We start from the raw sequence: 15958 nt of genomic DNA on the forward strand, positions 1-15958 counted from the left end.
CATGGCGTATAGTATTTATCAACTGCTGTGGATATTTTTCTTTTATTCCTTCATCGGATGGTGCGGAGAGGCTGTGCAGGCCGCTGTCCACAGGCATAAGTTTGTAAACCGGGGATTTGTCAGCGGCCCACTGTGTCCGGTCTATGGATTCGGCGCGGTGGCCGTGGCTGTTTTCCTTCCTGAACTGGAGGATAACCTGTTCTTCCTGTTCCTGGGCGGACTGATCGTAACTACCTTTGTAGAATATTTGACCGGGCGTGTTCTGGAACTGATTTTTCATAAAAAGTGGTGGGACTATTCGGATCAGCGATTCCAGATCGACGGGTATGTGTGCCTGAAGACTTCTTTTCTATGGGGTCTGGGATCTGTATTGATGATCTGTGTACTGGATCCGGTCCTCTTAAGGCTGATAGGGTTGATCCCGCGGCTGATCGGTGAGATCCTGCTGTGGGTGGCCGGGATCCTGCTCGTGATCGACGCGGCAGGTTCCGGATTTGCGGTCCTCGGATTAAAAAGGAAAGAAGGGCGGATCAGCCAGATCACAGAAGAGCTCCATCGGACCTCAAAAGTGCTGGAAAATGCTCTGACCCGCAGGATCCAGCGCCGTATGGTGGGAGCATTTCCCAATATCGGGGAAGGGACTCCTGTAAAAAAAGAAGAAAAAAAGAAAGAAATATTCGCGGCGGGATGCGGCTTTTTTAAACTGGCAAGTCTGTTCATCATCGGCGCCTTTCTGGGAGATATCGTAGAGACGGTGTTCTGTCTGGTGACAACAGGGCGTTTGATGAGCAGGAGCAGTCTGGTATTTGGTCCGTTCAGTATCGTCTGGGGACTTGCCTGCGCGCTGCTTACATGGATCCTGTACCGATACCGGGACAGGAGCGACCGGTATATATTCATTTTTGGCACAGTGCTCGGAGGAGCGTACGAATACATATGCAGCGTGTTTACAGAGATTGCCTTCGGAACCGTTTTCTGGGATTACAGTGAGATCCCGTTTAATCTGGGTGGAAGGATTAATCTGCTGTACTGTTTCTTCTGGGGAATTGCCGCTGTTGTCTGGATGAAGGGAATCTATCCGTTTCTCTCACATCATCTGGAGAAAATTCCGGCTCGGGCCGGAAAGACCATCTGCACGGCACTGGTGGTTTTTCTTGCCGCAGATATGCTGATCTCGGGGATGGCTCTGAACAGATACTCGGAAAGACAGTCGGGAAATCCGGAGCATACGGCGATCGGTGAAGCGCTGGATGCATATTTCCCTGATGAATTTATCGAACAGAGATACGAGAATCTGAAGCTGACCGGGACTGCAGGAAATAGAAGGTAAGATAAAGGGCGAGAAACAAGAGAAAGAAAATCGGGAAAAAACTTGCATTTTACGGGAACATGTGGTAAGATATCACTCGTGTCAGAGATGATGCGGGTGTAGTTCAATGGTAGAACACCAGCCTTCCAAGCTGGATACGTGGGTTCGATTCCCATCACCCGCTCTATTTTTTTACCATTTACCCCAAAACTGTACGGTGGATAAGGAGGATGAGATGAATTTTTTAGAGGAGCGGATCTTAAAAGATGGTATCGTAAAAGAAGGAAATGTACTTAAAGTGGACAGTTTTCTCAATCACCAGATGGACATTGATCTGCTGGATGAAATGGGAGCTGAGTTTAAGAGGCGTTTTGAAGGAAAGCCGATCAACAAGATCCTGACGATAGAGGCGTCCGGCATCGGCATTGCATGTATCACCGCACAGCATTTTGATGTTCCCGTTGTATTTGCTAAGAAGTCTGAGAGCATCAACCTTGACGGTGATATGTATGTCGCAGAGGTGGAGTCTTTTACGCACAAATGCAAGAATCATGTGATCGTGGCTCAGAAATTTCTGACACCTAAAGATCATGTACTTATTATCGATGATTTTCTGGCAAACGGCTGCGCTCTTCAGGGGCTCATCCAGATCGTGCAGTCATCGGGAGCTACGGTGGAAGGAATCGGGATCGCCATTGAAAAAGGATTTCAGCCGGGCGGGCAGATCATCCGAAATCTGGGATTTCAGCTGGAATCATTAGCTATCGTAGACGGAATGGACGCGTCTACCGGACAGATCTGGTTCCGGGAACAGCCGGCGGCAGACAGAGACAAAGCAGAATCCCGGGAAGAGACAACAGCAGAAAAAACCTGTGGAGATTTCTGCAGGAGTTCGACACTTGACTGAAAAAAGACCAGTCTCTGTAAAGGGGCTGGTTTTTGATATGGACGGTCTTCTTCTGGATTCCGAAAGACTGGTAAAGCGCTCCTGGGATCATGTGGGAAATCTGCTGGGGTATAAAGAGTTTGGGAATCACATTTATAATACTGTGGGGTTTAATCTGAAACGGAGAACAGAATATTTCAGAACCCATGTGGATCCGGATTTCCCGATGGATTTCTTTGCGGACGCAACAAGAAAAAAGTATCATCAGATAGCAGAATCAGAAGGAGTGGACGTCAAACCCGGCGCAAGAGAACTTCTTGAATGGGCGAAAAACCAGGGGTATCGGCTCGGACTGGCGACTTCCTCCAGAAAGATTCATGCAGAACAGTCCTTAAAACGTGCGGGACTGTACGGGTATTTTCATGGAATGGTGTTTGGGGATACTGTAAATGAAGGGAAACCTTCTCCTGAGATTTATCTGAAGGCATGCCGTGCCATTCATACAGAGCCTCAACATGCCGTTGCTCTGGAGGATGCCCCGTCCGGGGTGGTGTCTGCCTCAGCGGCCGGTATGCGTGTCATTGTGGTGCCAGATCTGGTAGAACCTCCGGAAGAATTATATGACAGAATATGGTACAGACTTGACAGTCTCAAAGAAGTAATTTCTATTTTGGAAAATCTGAGTTTGTCAGGTTGATGGATGTGGCCGCCGGGAAGAAAGAGGATATCCATCTCGGGCACGCTTTCGCTCGGGGCTGCAACGCAGCGGCACATAGGGGCGCAAAGGACGCGCCCCAAATGCCGGCGTTGCTGCACGGCCCTCGATGGACACCTCTCCCTTTCCCTGCTTAACATCCCCTCCCCTCAGCAATCTCGCAATTTAAAAGTGATTGTGAAAGCGGAATGTTATCGACTGTATAGTCTGCTTTCGAAGTTTGCTACGGGGGATGAATCATGACACCGGAGTGGATGGATAAAGTTTAGAGTAGAGAAAGAACAGTGATCGGAAGAACCTTTCTGCGGCCGCAGAATACGTTTTTTCGATACCAGCTTTTTCTATTCCCTAAACTTTATCCATCCCCTCCGGCGGCCACATCCATCACCTCGGCAAACTCAGATTATACGCAACGACTCCCTGGCATATGGTCATTTGGACTCTTCCATACAGTTCCCATCCGGTGAAAGGTGTATTAGATGACAGGGAAGCATAGGTCTGAGGAGTCCATTTTTCTTCCGGATCGAACAGGACCAGATCGGCAGGCGCACCCTCCGTGATCCGGCCGGCCGGAAGATGATACAGACTGGCGGGATTCACTGTCATTTTTTCAAGAAGCTGCATAAGCGACAGATGCCCTGGCCGGACCAGAGAGGTAATCCCGAGAGCAAGGGATGTCTCCAGACCTGTTATGCCGCTTGGAGATGCGGTAATGGAGCGGTCTTTTTCTTCTTTGCTGTGAGGCGCGTGGTCCGTTGCAATGATGTCTATGGTTCCGTCCGCCAGTCCCCGTATGATTTCCAGGCGGTCTTTTTCTGTACGCAGCGGAGGATTCATTTTCGCAAGAGTTCCGTATTTGAGAACCGCCTTATCGGTCAGTGTAAAGTGATGAGGGGTAGCCTCTGCATGGATTTTGGCTCCCAGTGATTTGAACATCCGTACCAGCTGCACAGAACGGCCGGAACTGATGTGCTGGATGACAACATGGGCGCCGGTATCCAGGGCAAGCATACAGTCTCTTGCCACCAGCGATTCTTCAGCAATGGAAGGAGAACCGTAAATACCCAGTTCCTCTGAGACCGGACCGTGATTGATCCCGTTATTTTTGATAAAGGCCGGGTCTTCTTCATGGAGGCTGAGAGGGACATTCAGTTCTTTTGCGGCTTTCATGGCCTGTCGCAGAAACGCGGCGTCGCGCAGAGGAATTCCGTCGTCTGTAAAACCACAGGCCCCTGCTGCTTTGAGACTTTCCATATCTGTCATCTCTTCCCCCTTGAGGGAGCGGGACACGGACGCGGCCTGATAAATATGGATTTTTTCATCTGCGGCCCGCTTCAGAATATTTTCAAGGACGGGAATGCTGTCCACTACAGGTGAGGTGTTGGCCATACAGATGACAGAAGTAAAACCACCCTTTGCCGCGGCAAGGGATCCGGTGTGAAGTGTTTCTTTGTAGGTGAATCCCGGGTCCCGGAAATGGACATGGGTGTCGATCAGGCCGGGGGAGACTGTCAGCCCCTGTGCGTCAATGACTTTTTCTGAAGGGACAGCCGGGATATCCGGAGAGATCAACTGTATCATACCGTCTTCGATGCGGATATCAGATTTATAAGATCTATGTGTCGCAGGATCTGCGATAATCCCATTTTTGATAAGCATAAATACCTCCTGAACAGATGTGCTGAGAGTTCATTTTATTGTTTTAGTATACCTTATGGATGCTGACGTTGACAAGGTATGTAGTGACAGAAAACCTGAAACGCAAAGGAGGTCATAGATATAAAAATGCCGGGAGAACAGCCGCCATTGCAGGACAGGCTGTCCTCCCGGCAGACATCCGGGCGTTCTGCAGTATCTCCGAACCGGCCGAAAAGGCTTCGGATGACAGATCCGGCCAGGCCGGTTTCCTGTACGGATACAGGGTCAGATCTGGCGGTAGAGATGACGCGGTATACCGTCGACCATTACAGGAGATACATCGCCCTGGATGAGCGGGCGTACATAGCTGACGAACTCGTCGGTCACATAGGAACCGTCTTTTGTGACCCATTCGCGGGGCACCAGTTTTTCGTCATTGGCAATCTTGTGAACATCTTTTACTTCTGTTCCGCTCTGATACGGATCATCTGAAAGCCGCTGCAGGACAACCATCTTGCCGGAATCTCCTTCGTCCGCGGCTTTGACCGCCGCTCCGCCTACCTGGTATGCTTCCAGGATATCCACGCGGGAAGCGCAATGGGACGCGGAGCGCTGAAGAGAACTCAGTTCAATGGAACGTGTTTTACAGCCGATTTCCCCGGCAATATAGCTGGCCAGATAATTGGCTGTTCCGGAAAGCTGTTTGTGTCCGAACGCGTCTACAAAATCAATGCTTTGTCCCAGCTCGCAGACATAGCGGCCGTCCGCCAGGCGTATTCCCTCTGATACTGCGACTACAACAGAAGGCTTTTTGGCGAGGAGCTTTTTAACTTTGGCTCCAAAAGCCTCAATGTCAAAAGGAAGTTCGGGAAGATAGATCAGATCCGGACCGGCACAGTCCTCGCCTTTTGCCAGAGCTGCCGCGCCGGTAAGCCATCCGGCATTCCGTCCCATGATTTCTACAATGGAAACAAGCCCTTTTTCGTATTCCAGACAGAAGCTGTCACGGATGATTTCTTTCACAGATGTTCCGATATATTTTGCGGCGCTGCCGTATCCCGGAGTGTGGTCCGTCAGTGCCAGGTCATTGTCTATGGTTTTGGGGCATCCGATAAAACGGGTTGGATGACCGGTGACAATCGCATAGTCCGAAAGCTTTTTGATCGTATCCATAGAATCATTTCCACCGATATAGATAAAAGCTTCTATGTTCAGTTTGTCCAGGATGGCAAAAATCTTTTCATAGACTTCTCTGTTTTCATGGATTTCAGGCAGTTTGAAGCGGCATGAGCCCAAAAACGCTGCCGGTGTTCTTTTTAAAAGCTCAGCGTCAAGTTCATTTGTAATATACTCAGACAGGTCGATATAGCGTTCCTGCATCAGGCCCTGGATGCCGTGCAGCATTCCGTATACTTTCACGGCGCCGCGGTCCTTGGCTGTGCGATATACGCCCGCTAGACTTGAATTGATAGCCGCTGTGGGGCCGCCCGACTGTCCGACGATCACGTTTCCTTTCATTATAAGGTACCTCCGTTCTGAAATGTTTAATTTGAGAAGATGTTCTCAAAAACGTTCATATTAACAGTTTAGTGCATAATAACAAATTTGTAAATGAAAAAATAAAATATATATGCAAATTAACGAAAAAGATGAGAACCATGGGAAGCAGGCGAGAAAAATGGTATTATGATAAAAATAGTAGAACAGGTTCAATATTTGTTGTAAGAGAGGTGTCAAATGAAAAAATATGATTATCTGATCGTCGGCGCGGGACTGTACGGCGCGGTCATGGCATACGAACTGGGGAAAAAGGGCAGAAAATGTCTTGTGATCGACCGGCGTCACCATATTGCGGGCAATATTTACTGCGAAGATGTGGAAGGAATTCATGTCCATAAATACGGCGCGCATATTTTTCATACATCAGATAAAAAGATATGGGATTATGTCAATCAGTTCGCGGAATTCAATAACTATATTAATTCCCCTGTCGCAATTTATAAAGATGAGCTCTATAATCTCCCCTTTAATATGAATACATTCAGCAGGATGTGGGGTGTACGTACACCGGAGGAGGCAAAAGAGATCATAGAACGCCAGCGGCGGGAGGCGGGGATCACTGAGCCAAAAAATCTGGAAGAGCAGGCATTGTTCCTGGTAGGCCGGGACATTTATGAGAAGCTGGTCAAAGGGTATACAGAAAAACAGTGGGGCAGAAAATGTACGGAACTTCCGGCATTTATCATCAAACGCCTTCCCTGTCGGTTTGTCTATGATAATAATTATTTTAATGACAGGTATCAGGGAATCCCTGTTGGCGGATATACGCCGATCGTAGAGAAAATGCTGGCCTTTGCGGATGTGTGGACAGACACGGACTATTTCAGTTTCCGAAAAGAAAATCCGGATATCGCAGAGAAAACGATTTTTACAGGTATGATCGATGAGTATTTTGATTACTGTCTTGGGGCTTTGGAATACCGGTCTGTCAGGTTTGAGACGGAGGTGCTGGACTGCGAGAATTATCAGGGAAATGCGGTAGTCAATTATACGGACAGAGAAGTTCCATATACTCGTGTGATCGAGCATAAGCATTTTGAGTCTGGCAGGCAGAAAAAGACGGTTATTTCAAGAGAATATTCTTCTGAGTGGAAAGTAGGCATGGATCCGTATTATCCGGTTAATGACGGGAGGAACAATGCTCTTTTTGAAGAATACAGGAAGCTGGCAAAGAAAGAAGAAAATGTGATCTTCGGCGGCAGACTGGGCGACTATAAATATTATGATATGGATAAAGTGATCGCGGCGGCGCTGCAGCGGCTTGAAGAGGATCCCATGATCTTTTAGAAAAGAACTTGCTTTTTGAGGAAAGTTCAAGTATGATACTAATATTCAGACAGATCTGATCTGTTCGACAGATTCTTTTTTCAGCATCAGTTTCTGATAGATTTCATCAGGGAAATGTAAGAAGATGGATGTATGAGACTCACCCGGCAGAGGGGGACTGCCGGGGAGTCTCTAAACGCAGCCGAAGAAAATTGTATATGGAAAGAATGTATGAAGTACTGAGATTTATCGAACACGGGCCCCTCTGCAGGCAGTGTATGGATTGTGTGAGCGGTGCTTTGCTCCTTGATTATCTGAAAGTGCATTCGCAGATGGAGAAGCAGACGATTCTGACATGGTTTCGTCAGCTGTCTGTCTGTGTGGACCAGTATCAGAGATCCGGAAATGGGCAGAACTACCGGTATCTGAATCCGTGCAGTATCGTTGTGTCAAAAGAGGGGGAGCTTCTTCTGCTTGATCTAGAGTCGGCGGGAAATGAGGAGGCGATCAAGCGGATGCAGAAGAGAGGGCTGCGGGCGCGATTCGTTAAGCCGGTCTATGAAATGGGAGTCAGCAGAAACAGTGAGGCAGATCTCTTTTCCTATGGCAAGACGCTTCAGTTTATTCTGGCCTGCACTGAGGTGTCTCCCCCGCTGTCCGGTCGGGAAGAGAGGCGCCTGTCCAGGGTGATCGACCGGTGTACAGGCGCGTCAGGAAAAAGGTATGAAGATTTCACTCAGGTGTTGAAAGCTCTTCCTTCCGTTGGGACAGGGCGAAAAAACCGTTCCGGGCGGCAGTGGGAGAGGATCCTGGGCGCGGCAGCTGCCACCGGAGTGTGCAGTCTGTTGTGCATTGTTCTGGCCCTTGGCCGGAAGGGGGCTGCAGCAGGGCGGGAACAGCCGGAGACAGTCAATATTGTTCAGGAAGAAACGTCGGTCAGGGAAGATGTGACGGAAGAAGAGACTAAAATAAGATCGGATACAAAAGAGCAGCGTACAGATGAAGAGATAATAGAAGATACACTTTTGGCATATGGGCGTTTGATCGAAATAGAGGATGAACCCGGAAGGATCGAACAGGCAGGTATAAAGAAAATGGAGCTGGAGGCAGAGAAAGGAGATTATGGACGGGCAGTAGCCACGGGGATGCAGGTTCTGGAAAAACTGGAGAGTTCAGAAAAAATTTCTTCCCTGATCGAAGAGTACAGGGAAAAGAGCAAAAAATCTCCCTGAAAAGGGAGGATGCCGGGCAACCGATCGGCTCGGTCCCCGGCATGTATTATGAAAAAGTTTATTCAAAATAACTTGTCAGCGTCTCATTTATACTTATCTTTCGATGATTATAGTATATGGGAGAGAAATGAAGAAAACATGATAATAAGATGAAAGATTTTTAAATGATAAATGAACAAATTATGAACAGTTATGAGCATGGTAAAAGACCGATGGGGGAGCCATCGGTCTTTTGAGGGGAGTATAAATAATTAATAAGGGGTTGTAGAAAGTAACCTTTCTACAATAGACAGTATAATATACGGAATTGGAAAAAGCAAGAAAAAAATGAAAAATTATAAAAATATAAAATCAGGAATAAAAATTCTGTAATAAGAGATACTAACACTGAACAAAAAAACAGGAGGGATACTCATGGCAAAGAATTACAGCAATACAAACAATTCCAACAAAAATGCGAATAACAGTTCTTATTCATCCTATGGGGATACACAGAGCAAAAATAAAAACTCTAATAAGAACAGCACAAACGCCGGATCCAATGCTTCTGACAGCAAAAACTGCGGCAGAGGAACAGATGCCTATGACGAGTCCGACCGGTATTAGAAACGGCGGGCAAACAACTGACAGGGCAGAGTAAAGTTCAACTTTACTCTGCCTTTGTTTTATAGTAATATGGATAGAGATAAAAAATAAGGATGGGACGTTTATGGACAGGATGGAATGGATCGCGCCCTGCCATTTTGGCCTGGAAGCTGTACTGAAAAGGGAGATACAGAAGCTTGGATATGAGATCGTACAGGTGGAGGACGGAAGGGTAACTTTTACCGGAGGGATCGAAGCAGTCTGCAGAGCCAATATTTTTTTGCGTACTGCGGAGCGGATCCTGCTGAAGGTGGGGAGTTTCAGGGCGACCACCTTTGAGGAGCTGTTTGAGGGGACAAAGTCTATTCCCTGGGAAGAATATGTCCCGGAGGATGGCAGGTTCTGGGTGACCAAAGCTGCTTCTGTCAAAAGCAGACTGTTCAGTCCGTCAGATATTCAGTCGATCATGAAAAAGGCCATGGTAGAGCGGATGAAATCCCGCTATCATATACAATGGTTCCAGGAGACAGGCGCCTCGTATCCAGTCAGAGTTTTTTTGATGAAAGATATCGTGACTGTCGGTCTTGATACAACAGGAGTCTCTCTTCATAAAAGAGGATACCGGCCTGCGGCGGGGCTCGCTCCGATCGCGGAAAACCTTGCGGCGGCTCTTATTATGCTGACGCCGTGGAGGAAAGACAGGATTCTGGTAGATCCATTCTGCGGGAGCGGTACATTTCCCATCGAGGCGGCCATGATAGCGGCCGGGATCGCTCCGGGACTCTACCGGTCATTTACCGGGGAAGCCTGGACAAACCTGATTCCCAGGAAGAACTGGTATGAGGCTGTCGATGAGGCGCAGGATCTGACAGACACGAATATAGAGACAGATATACAGGGATATGACGCGGATGCGGAAGTAATCCGTACCGCGCGCAGCAACGCGGAAAAAGCAGGAGTCAGTCATTTGATCCACTTTCAGCAGAGGGAAGTGAAAGCACTGAGCCATCCGAAAAAATATGGGTTTATTATTACGAATCCACCATATGGTGAGCGGCTTGAAGATAAAAAGGCACTGCCGGGAATCTATCGGGAGTTTGGAGAAGCCTTTAACCGTCTTGACAGCTGGTCCGCGTATATGATCACGAGCTATGAGGACGCAGAGCGGTATTTCGGGCGGAAGGCAGAGAAAAACAGAAAGATATACAATGGCATGATCCGGACCTATTTTTATCAGTTTCCGGGTCCGAAACCGCCCAAACAAATGAAATAGAAGGTACATGTCAAGATGAAAAAGAGAATCGTATTTGCCACAGGCAACGAAAACAAAATGAAAGAGATCCGGATGATCCTGCAGGATCTGGGACTGGAGATCGTATCCATGAAGGAGGCCGGAGTCGATATCGATATTGTCGAGGATGGAGCGACTTTCGAAGAAAATGCCGAAATCAAAGCCAGAGCTGTAGCCCGGATCCTGACGCGGGATATTGTGCTTGCCGATGATTCGGGGCTGGAGATCGATTATCTGGATAAGGCTCCGGGAATATATTCTGCCCGCTTTGCCGGAGAGGATACCTCTTACGATATAAAGAACCGGATCCTTCTGGACCGGCTGGAAGGAGTAAAAGACGGGGACAGGACTGCCAGATTTGTCTGTGCAGTGGCGGCAGTATTTCCTGACGGGACTGCCTCAACGGTAAGGAAAAGCATCGAAGGGCGTATTGCCCATGACGCTGCCGGAAATAATGGTTTTGGCTATGATCCTATCTTTTATGTTCCCCAGTACGGGTGTACAACGGCGGAGATGACTCCGGAGCAGAAAAATGAGCTGAGTCACAGAGGAAAAGCGCTGCGCGCGATGAAGGAAATATTAAAAGGAAAAGTAAGAGAGGGACAGTAAAATTATGAGGGTTATGATCGTCAGTGATACACATGGAAGACATGCCAGGCTGGACCGGGCGCTGGAGGAAGCGGGTCATATTGATATGTTCATCCATCTTGGAGATGTGGAAGGCGGAGAAGATTATATAAATGCGGTAATCAGCTGCGAAAAACACATGGTCAGAGGGAATAATGACTTTTTTTCCGAGCTTCCGAGAGAAGAAGAGTTCTGTATAGGAAAATACAGAGTATTTATAACGCATGGCCATTCTTATTATGTATCTTTGGATCCGGAACATATCAGAGAAGAGGGAGAGGCCAGAAATGTAGATATTGTTATGTTTGGACATACACATAAGCCGTATTTTGATCAAAAGGATGGGATGATCCTTTTGAATCCCGGCAGCCTTTCGTTCCCCCGGCAGGAAGGCAGAAAGGGCAGCTATGTGCTCCTGGAGACTGACGGACAGGACAAGCTGAAGTTTGAGGAAAAATATCTGGATTGATCCGTCAGGAAGACTCTTGCTGAAACGGGTGGAGCCGGAGGATTCTGCAAAAAAACAGTTGACATTGGAAATGGCTTATAATATAATAGTCAGTGCGCTACGGGTAAGACAGGAAACGCAGCGATTTTACCGGGGTGTGGCTCAGCTTGGCTAGAGCGCCTGGTTTGGGACCAGGAGGTCGCAGGTTCGAATCCTGTCACCCCGATATTTGTGCGGGTGTAGTTCAATGGTAGAACACCAGCCTTCCAAGCTGGATACGTGGGTTCGATTCCCATCACCCGCTTTCCTGTGTCAGAGAGCCGGACATGCCGGTGGCAGATGCAGGGAGCCTTACAAGGGGATATTTGCATATGAGTCTGTAGCTCAGCTGGATAGAGCAACGGCCTTCTAAGCCGTAGGTCGAGGGTTCGAATCCCCCCAGGCTCGTTATGGTGGGTATGGTGCAGTTGGTTAGCGCGCCAGATTGTGGTTCTGGATATCGTGGGTTCGAGTCCCACTACCCACCTTCTTCTTTTATATTCAGACTGGCAGGCAGTGTCAGATATAAAGTCTGTAATGGGCTATCGCCAAGCGGTAAGGCACAGGACTTTGACTCCTGCATTCGCTGGTTCGAATCCAGCTAGCCCAGTTTACCTGGGAGAGCAGGTAGAAAGATAGGGGCGTGTAGCTCAGGTGGTAGAGCACTTGACTTTTAATCAAGTTGTCCGGGGTTCGAATCCCCGCACGCTCACTGGATAAACTGGCGGAAATCTTGGGGAATCACAAGATTTCCATTTTTTTATCCGTGCAGCGGCAATGCAGCCGCAGAACTGTTGAACATGCGGATATGGCGGAATTGGCAGACGCGCCAGATTTAGGATCTGGTGTCTACGACGTGCAGGTTCAAGTCCTGTTATCCGCACTATACTTTTTCCCGGAAATGCTGTAGATACGGCGTTCCCGGGATATTTTTAATGTGCATTAAAATCAGGGACAAAATGGGCAGATTCCTCCGGTTTTGTGTCTTGGCCGGCTACAGTATCCCGAGATGTTCCAGCAGGATCTTTACGCCCAGCAGGATCAGTATGATCCCTCCTGCCAGTTCTGCCTTCGACTTATATTTTGTTCCGAACACATTGCCGATCTTGACTCCGGCGGCAGAAATGACAAAGGTGGTAATGCCGATAAAAGTGACGGCGGCTCCGATATGTACCTTAAGAAAGGCAAAAGTGATCCCGACAGCAAGGGCATCGATGCTGGTTGCCACAGCAAGGAGGAACATTGTCCGGATATCCAGGGAATCGCTTTCCCGTTCACATTCTTTGGAACAGGCCTCCCGTATCATATTAATTCCGATGATGCCGAGCAACACAAAGGCGATCCAGTGGTCGATGGCTGTGATCTTATCCTGAAACTGGATCCCCAGAAAATATCCCAGAGCAGGCATCAGGGCCTGGAAACCGCCAAACCACGCACCGACAATAAATATTTTTTTCAGTGAGATTTTTGGCATGGCCAGCCCCTTACAGACAGAAACAGCGAATGCGTCCATTGAGAGCCCTACAGCAAGAATAAACAGTTCGATCAATCCCATATTTTTTCTCCTTTGGATTTTTCTGCCGGTCCGGCAGATCTTATCGCTCTTTGCGGCCGGAAACTGTATAAAGCGGCGCAAAAAAAGCAGGCGCTTTGCTGCACCTGTCAGATAAAAACATGTACAGCAGATACACACTGTACATGAGTCTCATTATTTACACACAGACAGAAACCGGACAGAAGATATAGGAATATTCGCCTGAAGCAGCTGTCTGTGAGGGCGGGACCGCGCTGATATGTGGAGATATCAAGAGATCCTGCCTAGATAAGCCAGGCTTTTGGCCAGTATGTTGACTTACCGCGTAATAAATACGCCAATTACTCCCTCACGAACTGATAACATATTATCATCAGAGGCAGGAATTTGCAAGAGGGAAATAAACTTATGTTCACAGGATTGACATATTTGTCTGATAGACTTACAGTAATGTTAAAAACGGCGTAATCTCGGATGTTTCGCGGTAAAAAATCTGCCGTTCAGGAAAACGGTAAATGAAAAAAGGAGAAACAGAGATGGAAAAAATAAAAATACTTGTAGTAGATGATGAGAGCAGGATGCGTAAACTGGTGAAAGATTTCCTGACGCGTGAAGGATATACGGTCCTGGAGGCTGAGGATGGCATAGAGGCAATGGATATTTTTTATGAGGATAAAGAGATATCTCTCATTATCCTTGATGTGATGATGCCGAAGATGGATGGCTGGCAGGTGTGCAGAGAGATCAGAGAATCATCGAAAGTTCCGATCATCATGCTGACTGCCCGCTCGGAAGAACGGGATGAGCTTCAGGGGTTTGAACTGGGTGTGGATGAATATATTTCCAAACCGTTCAGTCCCAAAATCCTTGTGGCAAGAGTAAACGCGATCCTGCGGAGAACATGTGGAAATACAGACGGAGATGTGATGGAGGCAGGCGGCATTGTTCTGGACAAGGCAGCGCATATTGTAAAGATTGACGGAGAGCCGGCTGAACTCAGCTATAAAGAATTTGAACTCCTGTCTTATTTTATGGAAAATCAGGGAATCGCTCTGTCCAGGGAAAGAATTTTGAACAATGTGTGGAATTATGATTATTTTGGTGATGCCAGGACGATTGATACCCATGTAAAAAAGTTGAGGAGCAAGCTGGGAGATAAGGGAGAGTATATCAAGACGATCTGGGGAATGGGATACAAATTTGAGGCGGACTGAATCTGAGGTGAAATTTTATGAAATATTCAGTCAGAAAGCAGATGACAGTTGTCTTTATCGGGCTGTTTGTGTTTATCCTTGGCGCAGTGCTGATCATCAATACGGGATTTTTGGGGAGTTATTATCTTTCTCATAAGTCAAAGGATTTGATCAGGACCTATAATGAGATCGACCGGCTGATCCAGGAGGATGGTCTGACAGATGAAGAGGCGATGGAGGGGATTCTTCTCCGGACAGAAAGGTCGAATACGGATCTTGTCGTAGTTAACACAAGCGGCAATGCGATCTTGTCTACTCTAAGCAGAGATGATCCACGATTTAAAGAGATGATGATCAGAGGACTTCTTGGTTTATCTGTGATAAGTCCGGAAAAGGTGATCAGTGAAAATGACAATTATACGATATACTGGACGGACAATCAGGGAGACAGCGGAAATGTGGAATATCTGAAAATGTGGGGACGTTTTTCGGACGGTTCCTGGTTTGTTATGCAGAGCCCTCTGGCGAGTATCCGGGAGAGCGCTTCTCTGGCAAACAGATTTCTGATTTATCTTGGCGGGCTCGGGATCATTCTCGGGGGAGTCCTCGTATGGCTCTTTTCCCGCCGTTTTACCCGGCCGGTCATGGAACTGGCACGATTGTCGCAGGAGATGGCAAACCTGAATTTTGACGCTAAATATAAGGGAAGAGGATGCGACGAAATCGGGATCCTGGGGAGCAATTTTAACAGAATGTCAGCACAGCTGGAAAAGACAATATCCGAGCTGAAGAGTGCCAATAATGAACTTCAGAAGGATATTGAGCAAAAGGAAAAGGTAGAAAAAATGAGAAATGAGTTCCTGGGGAACGTTTCCCATGAACTGAAGACACCGATTGCTTTGATCCAGGGGTATGCGGAGGGCCTGAAGGAAGGAATCAACGATGATCCGGAAAGCCGGGAATTTTACTGCGATGTGATCATGGATGAAGCGGGGAAAATGAATCAGATGGTCAAGAACCTTCTGACGCTGAATCAGCTGGAATTCGGTTCAGATGAAGTGCAGTTTGAAAGATTTGATATTGTAAGACTTGTCCGGGGGGTGATCGCCAGCTGCGATATACTTGTGCAGCAGGTGGAAGCTGAAGTCGACCTGATTTCAGATGAATGTGTTTATGTATGGGCGGATGAATTCAAGACAGAGCAGGTAGTGAGAAATTATTTGACCAACGCGATCCATCATGTAGAAAATGAAAAGAGGATCGAAGTAAGGATCATAAAGAAAGAAGATACCGTCCGTGTATCTGTATTCAACAGCGGGAAACCCATTCCTGAAGAAGATATTCCCAGATTGTGGGATAAGTTCTATAAAGTGGACAAAGCGCATACAAGAGAATATGGAGGAAATGGAATCGGGCTGTCCATCGTAAAGGCGATCATGGAATCTTTCCGGCAAAAATACGGAGTGGAAAATTTTGACAACGGAGTGTCTTTCTGGTTTGAACTTGACGCTAAAACAGATAACATTCTTGGAGCGGCAGAGGGACAGGCGTGAGTCTGCGTAGGAATTACTTCTTTACATTAACGCGAAAATACGGTAAAATTCAACTATTATAAACTAGTCTGAAGGCATACGG

The 15958-nt window shown here is 47.5% G+C and carries 14 protein-coding genes and 8 tRNA genes; 19 read left to right on the top strand and 3 right to left on the bottom strand.

Annotation, left to right across the window (positions count from 1 at the left end; translation table 11 throughout):
• The first annotated feature begins 1 nt into the window (after nucleotide 1).
• From BQ7367_RS05985 to BQ7367_RS06000, 4 genes are all read left to right on the top strand, one after another.
• Entirely contained in the window at nucleotides 2–1330 is a 1329-nt protein-coding gene (locus tag BQ7367_RS05985; protein WP_072524629.1) for a putative ABC transporter permease, read from the top strand.
• A 92-nt stretch (nucleotides 1331–1422) separates the two neighbouring features.
• Nucleotides 1423–1493 (top strand) — tRNA-Gly (locus tag BQ7367_RS05990).
• A 51-nt stretch (nucleotides 1494–1544) separates the two neighbouring features.
• Nucleotides 1545–2216, top strand: coding sequence for a xanthine phosphoribosyltransferase (locus BQ7367_RS05995; protein ID WP_072524630.1), 672 nt, complete (start codon nucleotides 1545–1547; stop codon nucleotides 2214–2216).
• A complete protein-coding gene (locus BQ7367_RS06000; protein ID WP_072524631.1) occupies nucleotides 2209–2892 on the top strand; it encodes an HAD family hydrolase in 684 nt (227 codons plus the stop codon). The genes BQ7367_RS05995 and BQ7367_RS06000 overlap by 8 nt, the downstream gene beginning before the upstream one ends.
• Nucleotides 2893–3294: 402 nt before the next feature.
• Here the strand turns inward: BQ7367_RS06000 and BQ7367_RS06005 are convergent, their stop codons facing one another.
• Together BQ7367_RS06005 and BQ7367_RS06010 are read right to left on the bottom strand one after the other, a co-directional pair.
• A complete protein-coding gene (locus tag BQ7367_RS06005) occupies nucleotides 3295–4569 on the bottom strand; it encodes a dihydroorotase (protein WP_072524632.1) in 1275 nt (424 codons plus the stop codon).
• Nucleotides 4570–4833: 264 nt separating this feature from the next.
• The gene (locus tag BQ7367_RS06010) at nucleotides 4834–6066 is read right to left on the bottom strand and encodes a 6-phosphofructokinase (RefSeq protein WP_072524633.1); all 1233 of its coding nucleotides are present in this window, start codon (nucleotides 6064–6066) and stop codon (nucleotides 4834–4836) included.
• 219 nt (nucleotides 6067–6285) lie between these two features.
• Between BQ7367_RS06010 and glf the strand changes: the two genes are divergently transcribed.
• The 13 genes from glf to BQ7367_RS06075 all read left to right on the top strand — a co-directional run bounded on the left by glf (nucleotide 6286) and on the right by BQ7367_RS06075 (nucleotide 12479).
• On the top strand, nucleotides 6286–7395 hold the full coding sequence (gene glf, locus BQ7367_RS06015) for a UDP-galactopyranose mutase (protein WP_072524634.1): 1110 nt from the start codon (nucleotides 6286–6288) through the stop codon (nucleotides 7393–7395).
• 197 nt (nucleotides 7396–7592) lie between these two features.
• Complete coding sequence (locus BQ7367_RS06020) at nucleotides 7593–8606, top strand: hypothetical protein (RefSeq protein WP_143142964.1); 1014 nt, start codon at nucleotides 7593–7595, stop codon at nucleotides 8604–8606.
• Between the two features lie 414 nt (nucleotides 8607–9020).
• Nucleotides 9021–9212: a hypothetical protein gene (locus tag BQ7367_RS06025; protein ID WP_072524636.1), complete on the top strand. Its 192-nt coding sequence runs from the start codon at nucleotides 9021–9023 to the stop codon at nucleotides 9210–9212.
• Between the two features lie 103 nt (nucleotides 9213–9315).
• Nucleotides 9316–10464 (top strand): THUMP domain-containing class I SAM-dependent RNA methyltransferase, encoded by a 1149-nt coding sequence (locus BQ7367_RS06030; RefSeq protein WP_072524637.1) that lies wholly within the window; start codon nucleotides 9316–9318, stop codon nucleotides 10462–10464.
• 15 nt (nucleotides 10465–10479) lie between these two features.
• Nucleotides 10480–11091 carry an XTP/dITP diphosphatase gene (locus BQ7367_RS06035; RefSeq protein ID WP_072524638.1) on the top strand — a complete coding sequence of 204 codons (612 nt, stop codon included), beginning with the start codon at nucleotides 10480–10482 and terminating at the stop codon, nucleotides 11089–11091.
• A 4-nt stretch (nucleotides 11092–11095) separates the two neighbouring features.
• On the top strand, nucleotides 11096–11578 hold the full coding sequence (locus BQ7367_RS06040) for a metallophosphoesterase family protein (protein WP_072524639.1): 483 nt from the start codon (nucleotides 11096–11098) through the stop codon (nucleotides 11576–11578).
• Nucleotides 11579–11708: 130 nt separating this feature from the next.
• Nucleotides 11709–11783 (top strand) — tRNA-Pro (locus tag BQ7367_RS06045).
• 7 nt (nucleotides 11784–11790) lie between these two features.
• Nucleotides 11791–11861: transfer RNA gene (locus tag BQ7367_RS06050), tRNA-Gly, on the top strand.
• A 69-nt stretch (nucleotides 11862–11930) separates the two neighbouring features.
• Nucleotides 11931–12004: transfer RNA gene (locus tag BQ7367_RS06055), tRNA-Arg, on the top strand.
• 5 nt (nucleotides 12005–12009) lie between these two features.
• Nucleotides 12010–12083, top strand: a tRNA-His gene (locus BQ7367_RS06060).
• 51 nt (nucleotides 12084–12134) lie between these two features.
• Nucleotides 12135–12206 (top strand) — tRNA-Gln (locus BQ7367_RS06065).
• A 29-nt stretch (nucleotides 12207–12235) separates the two neighbouring features.
• Nucleotides 12236–12308: transfer RNA gene (locus BQ7367_RS06070), tRNA-Lys, on the top strand.
• Nucleotides 12309–12398: 90 nt separating this feature from the next.
• Nucleotides 12399–12479, top strand: a tRNA-Leu gene (locus BQ7367_RS06075).
• Between the two features lie 111 nt (nucleotides 12480–12590).
• On the opposite strand, the gene BQ7367_RS06080 is transcribed toward BQ7367_RS06075, so the two are convergent.
• Nucleotides 12591–13151, bottom strand: a complete 561-nt coding sequence (locus tag BQ7367_RS06080) for a manganese efflux pump MntP (RefSeq protein ID WP_072526099.1) — start codon at nucleotides 13149–13151, stop codon at nucleotides 12591–12593.
• 515 nt (nucleotides 13152–13666) lie between these two features.
• Here BQ7367_RS06080 and BQ7367_RS06085 point away from each other — a divergent pair.
• The gene (locus tag BQ7367_RS06085) at nucleotides 13667–14344 is read left to right on the top strand and encodes a response regulator transcription factor (RefSeq protein ID WP_072526100.1); all 678 of its coding nucleotides are present in this window, start codon (nucleotides 13667–13669) and stop codon (nucleotides 14342–14344) included.
• 17 nt (nucleotides 14345–14361) lie between these two features.
• Nucleotides 14362–15876, top strand: coding sequence for a sensor histidine kinase (locus tag BQ7367_RS06090; RefSeq protein ID WP_072524640.1), 1515 nt, complete (start codon nucleotides 14362–14364; stop codon nucleotides 15874–15876).
• Nucleotides 15877–15958 lie beyond the last annotated feature (82 nt).

It is taken from the genome of Clostridium sp. Marseille-P3244, assembly GCF_900120155.1.
GTDB lineage: Bacteria > Bacillota > Clostridia > Lachnospirales > Lachnospiraceae > Mediterraneibacter.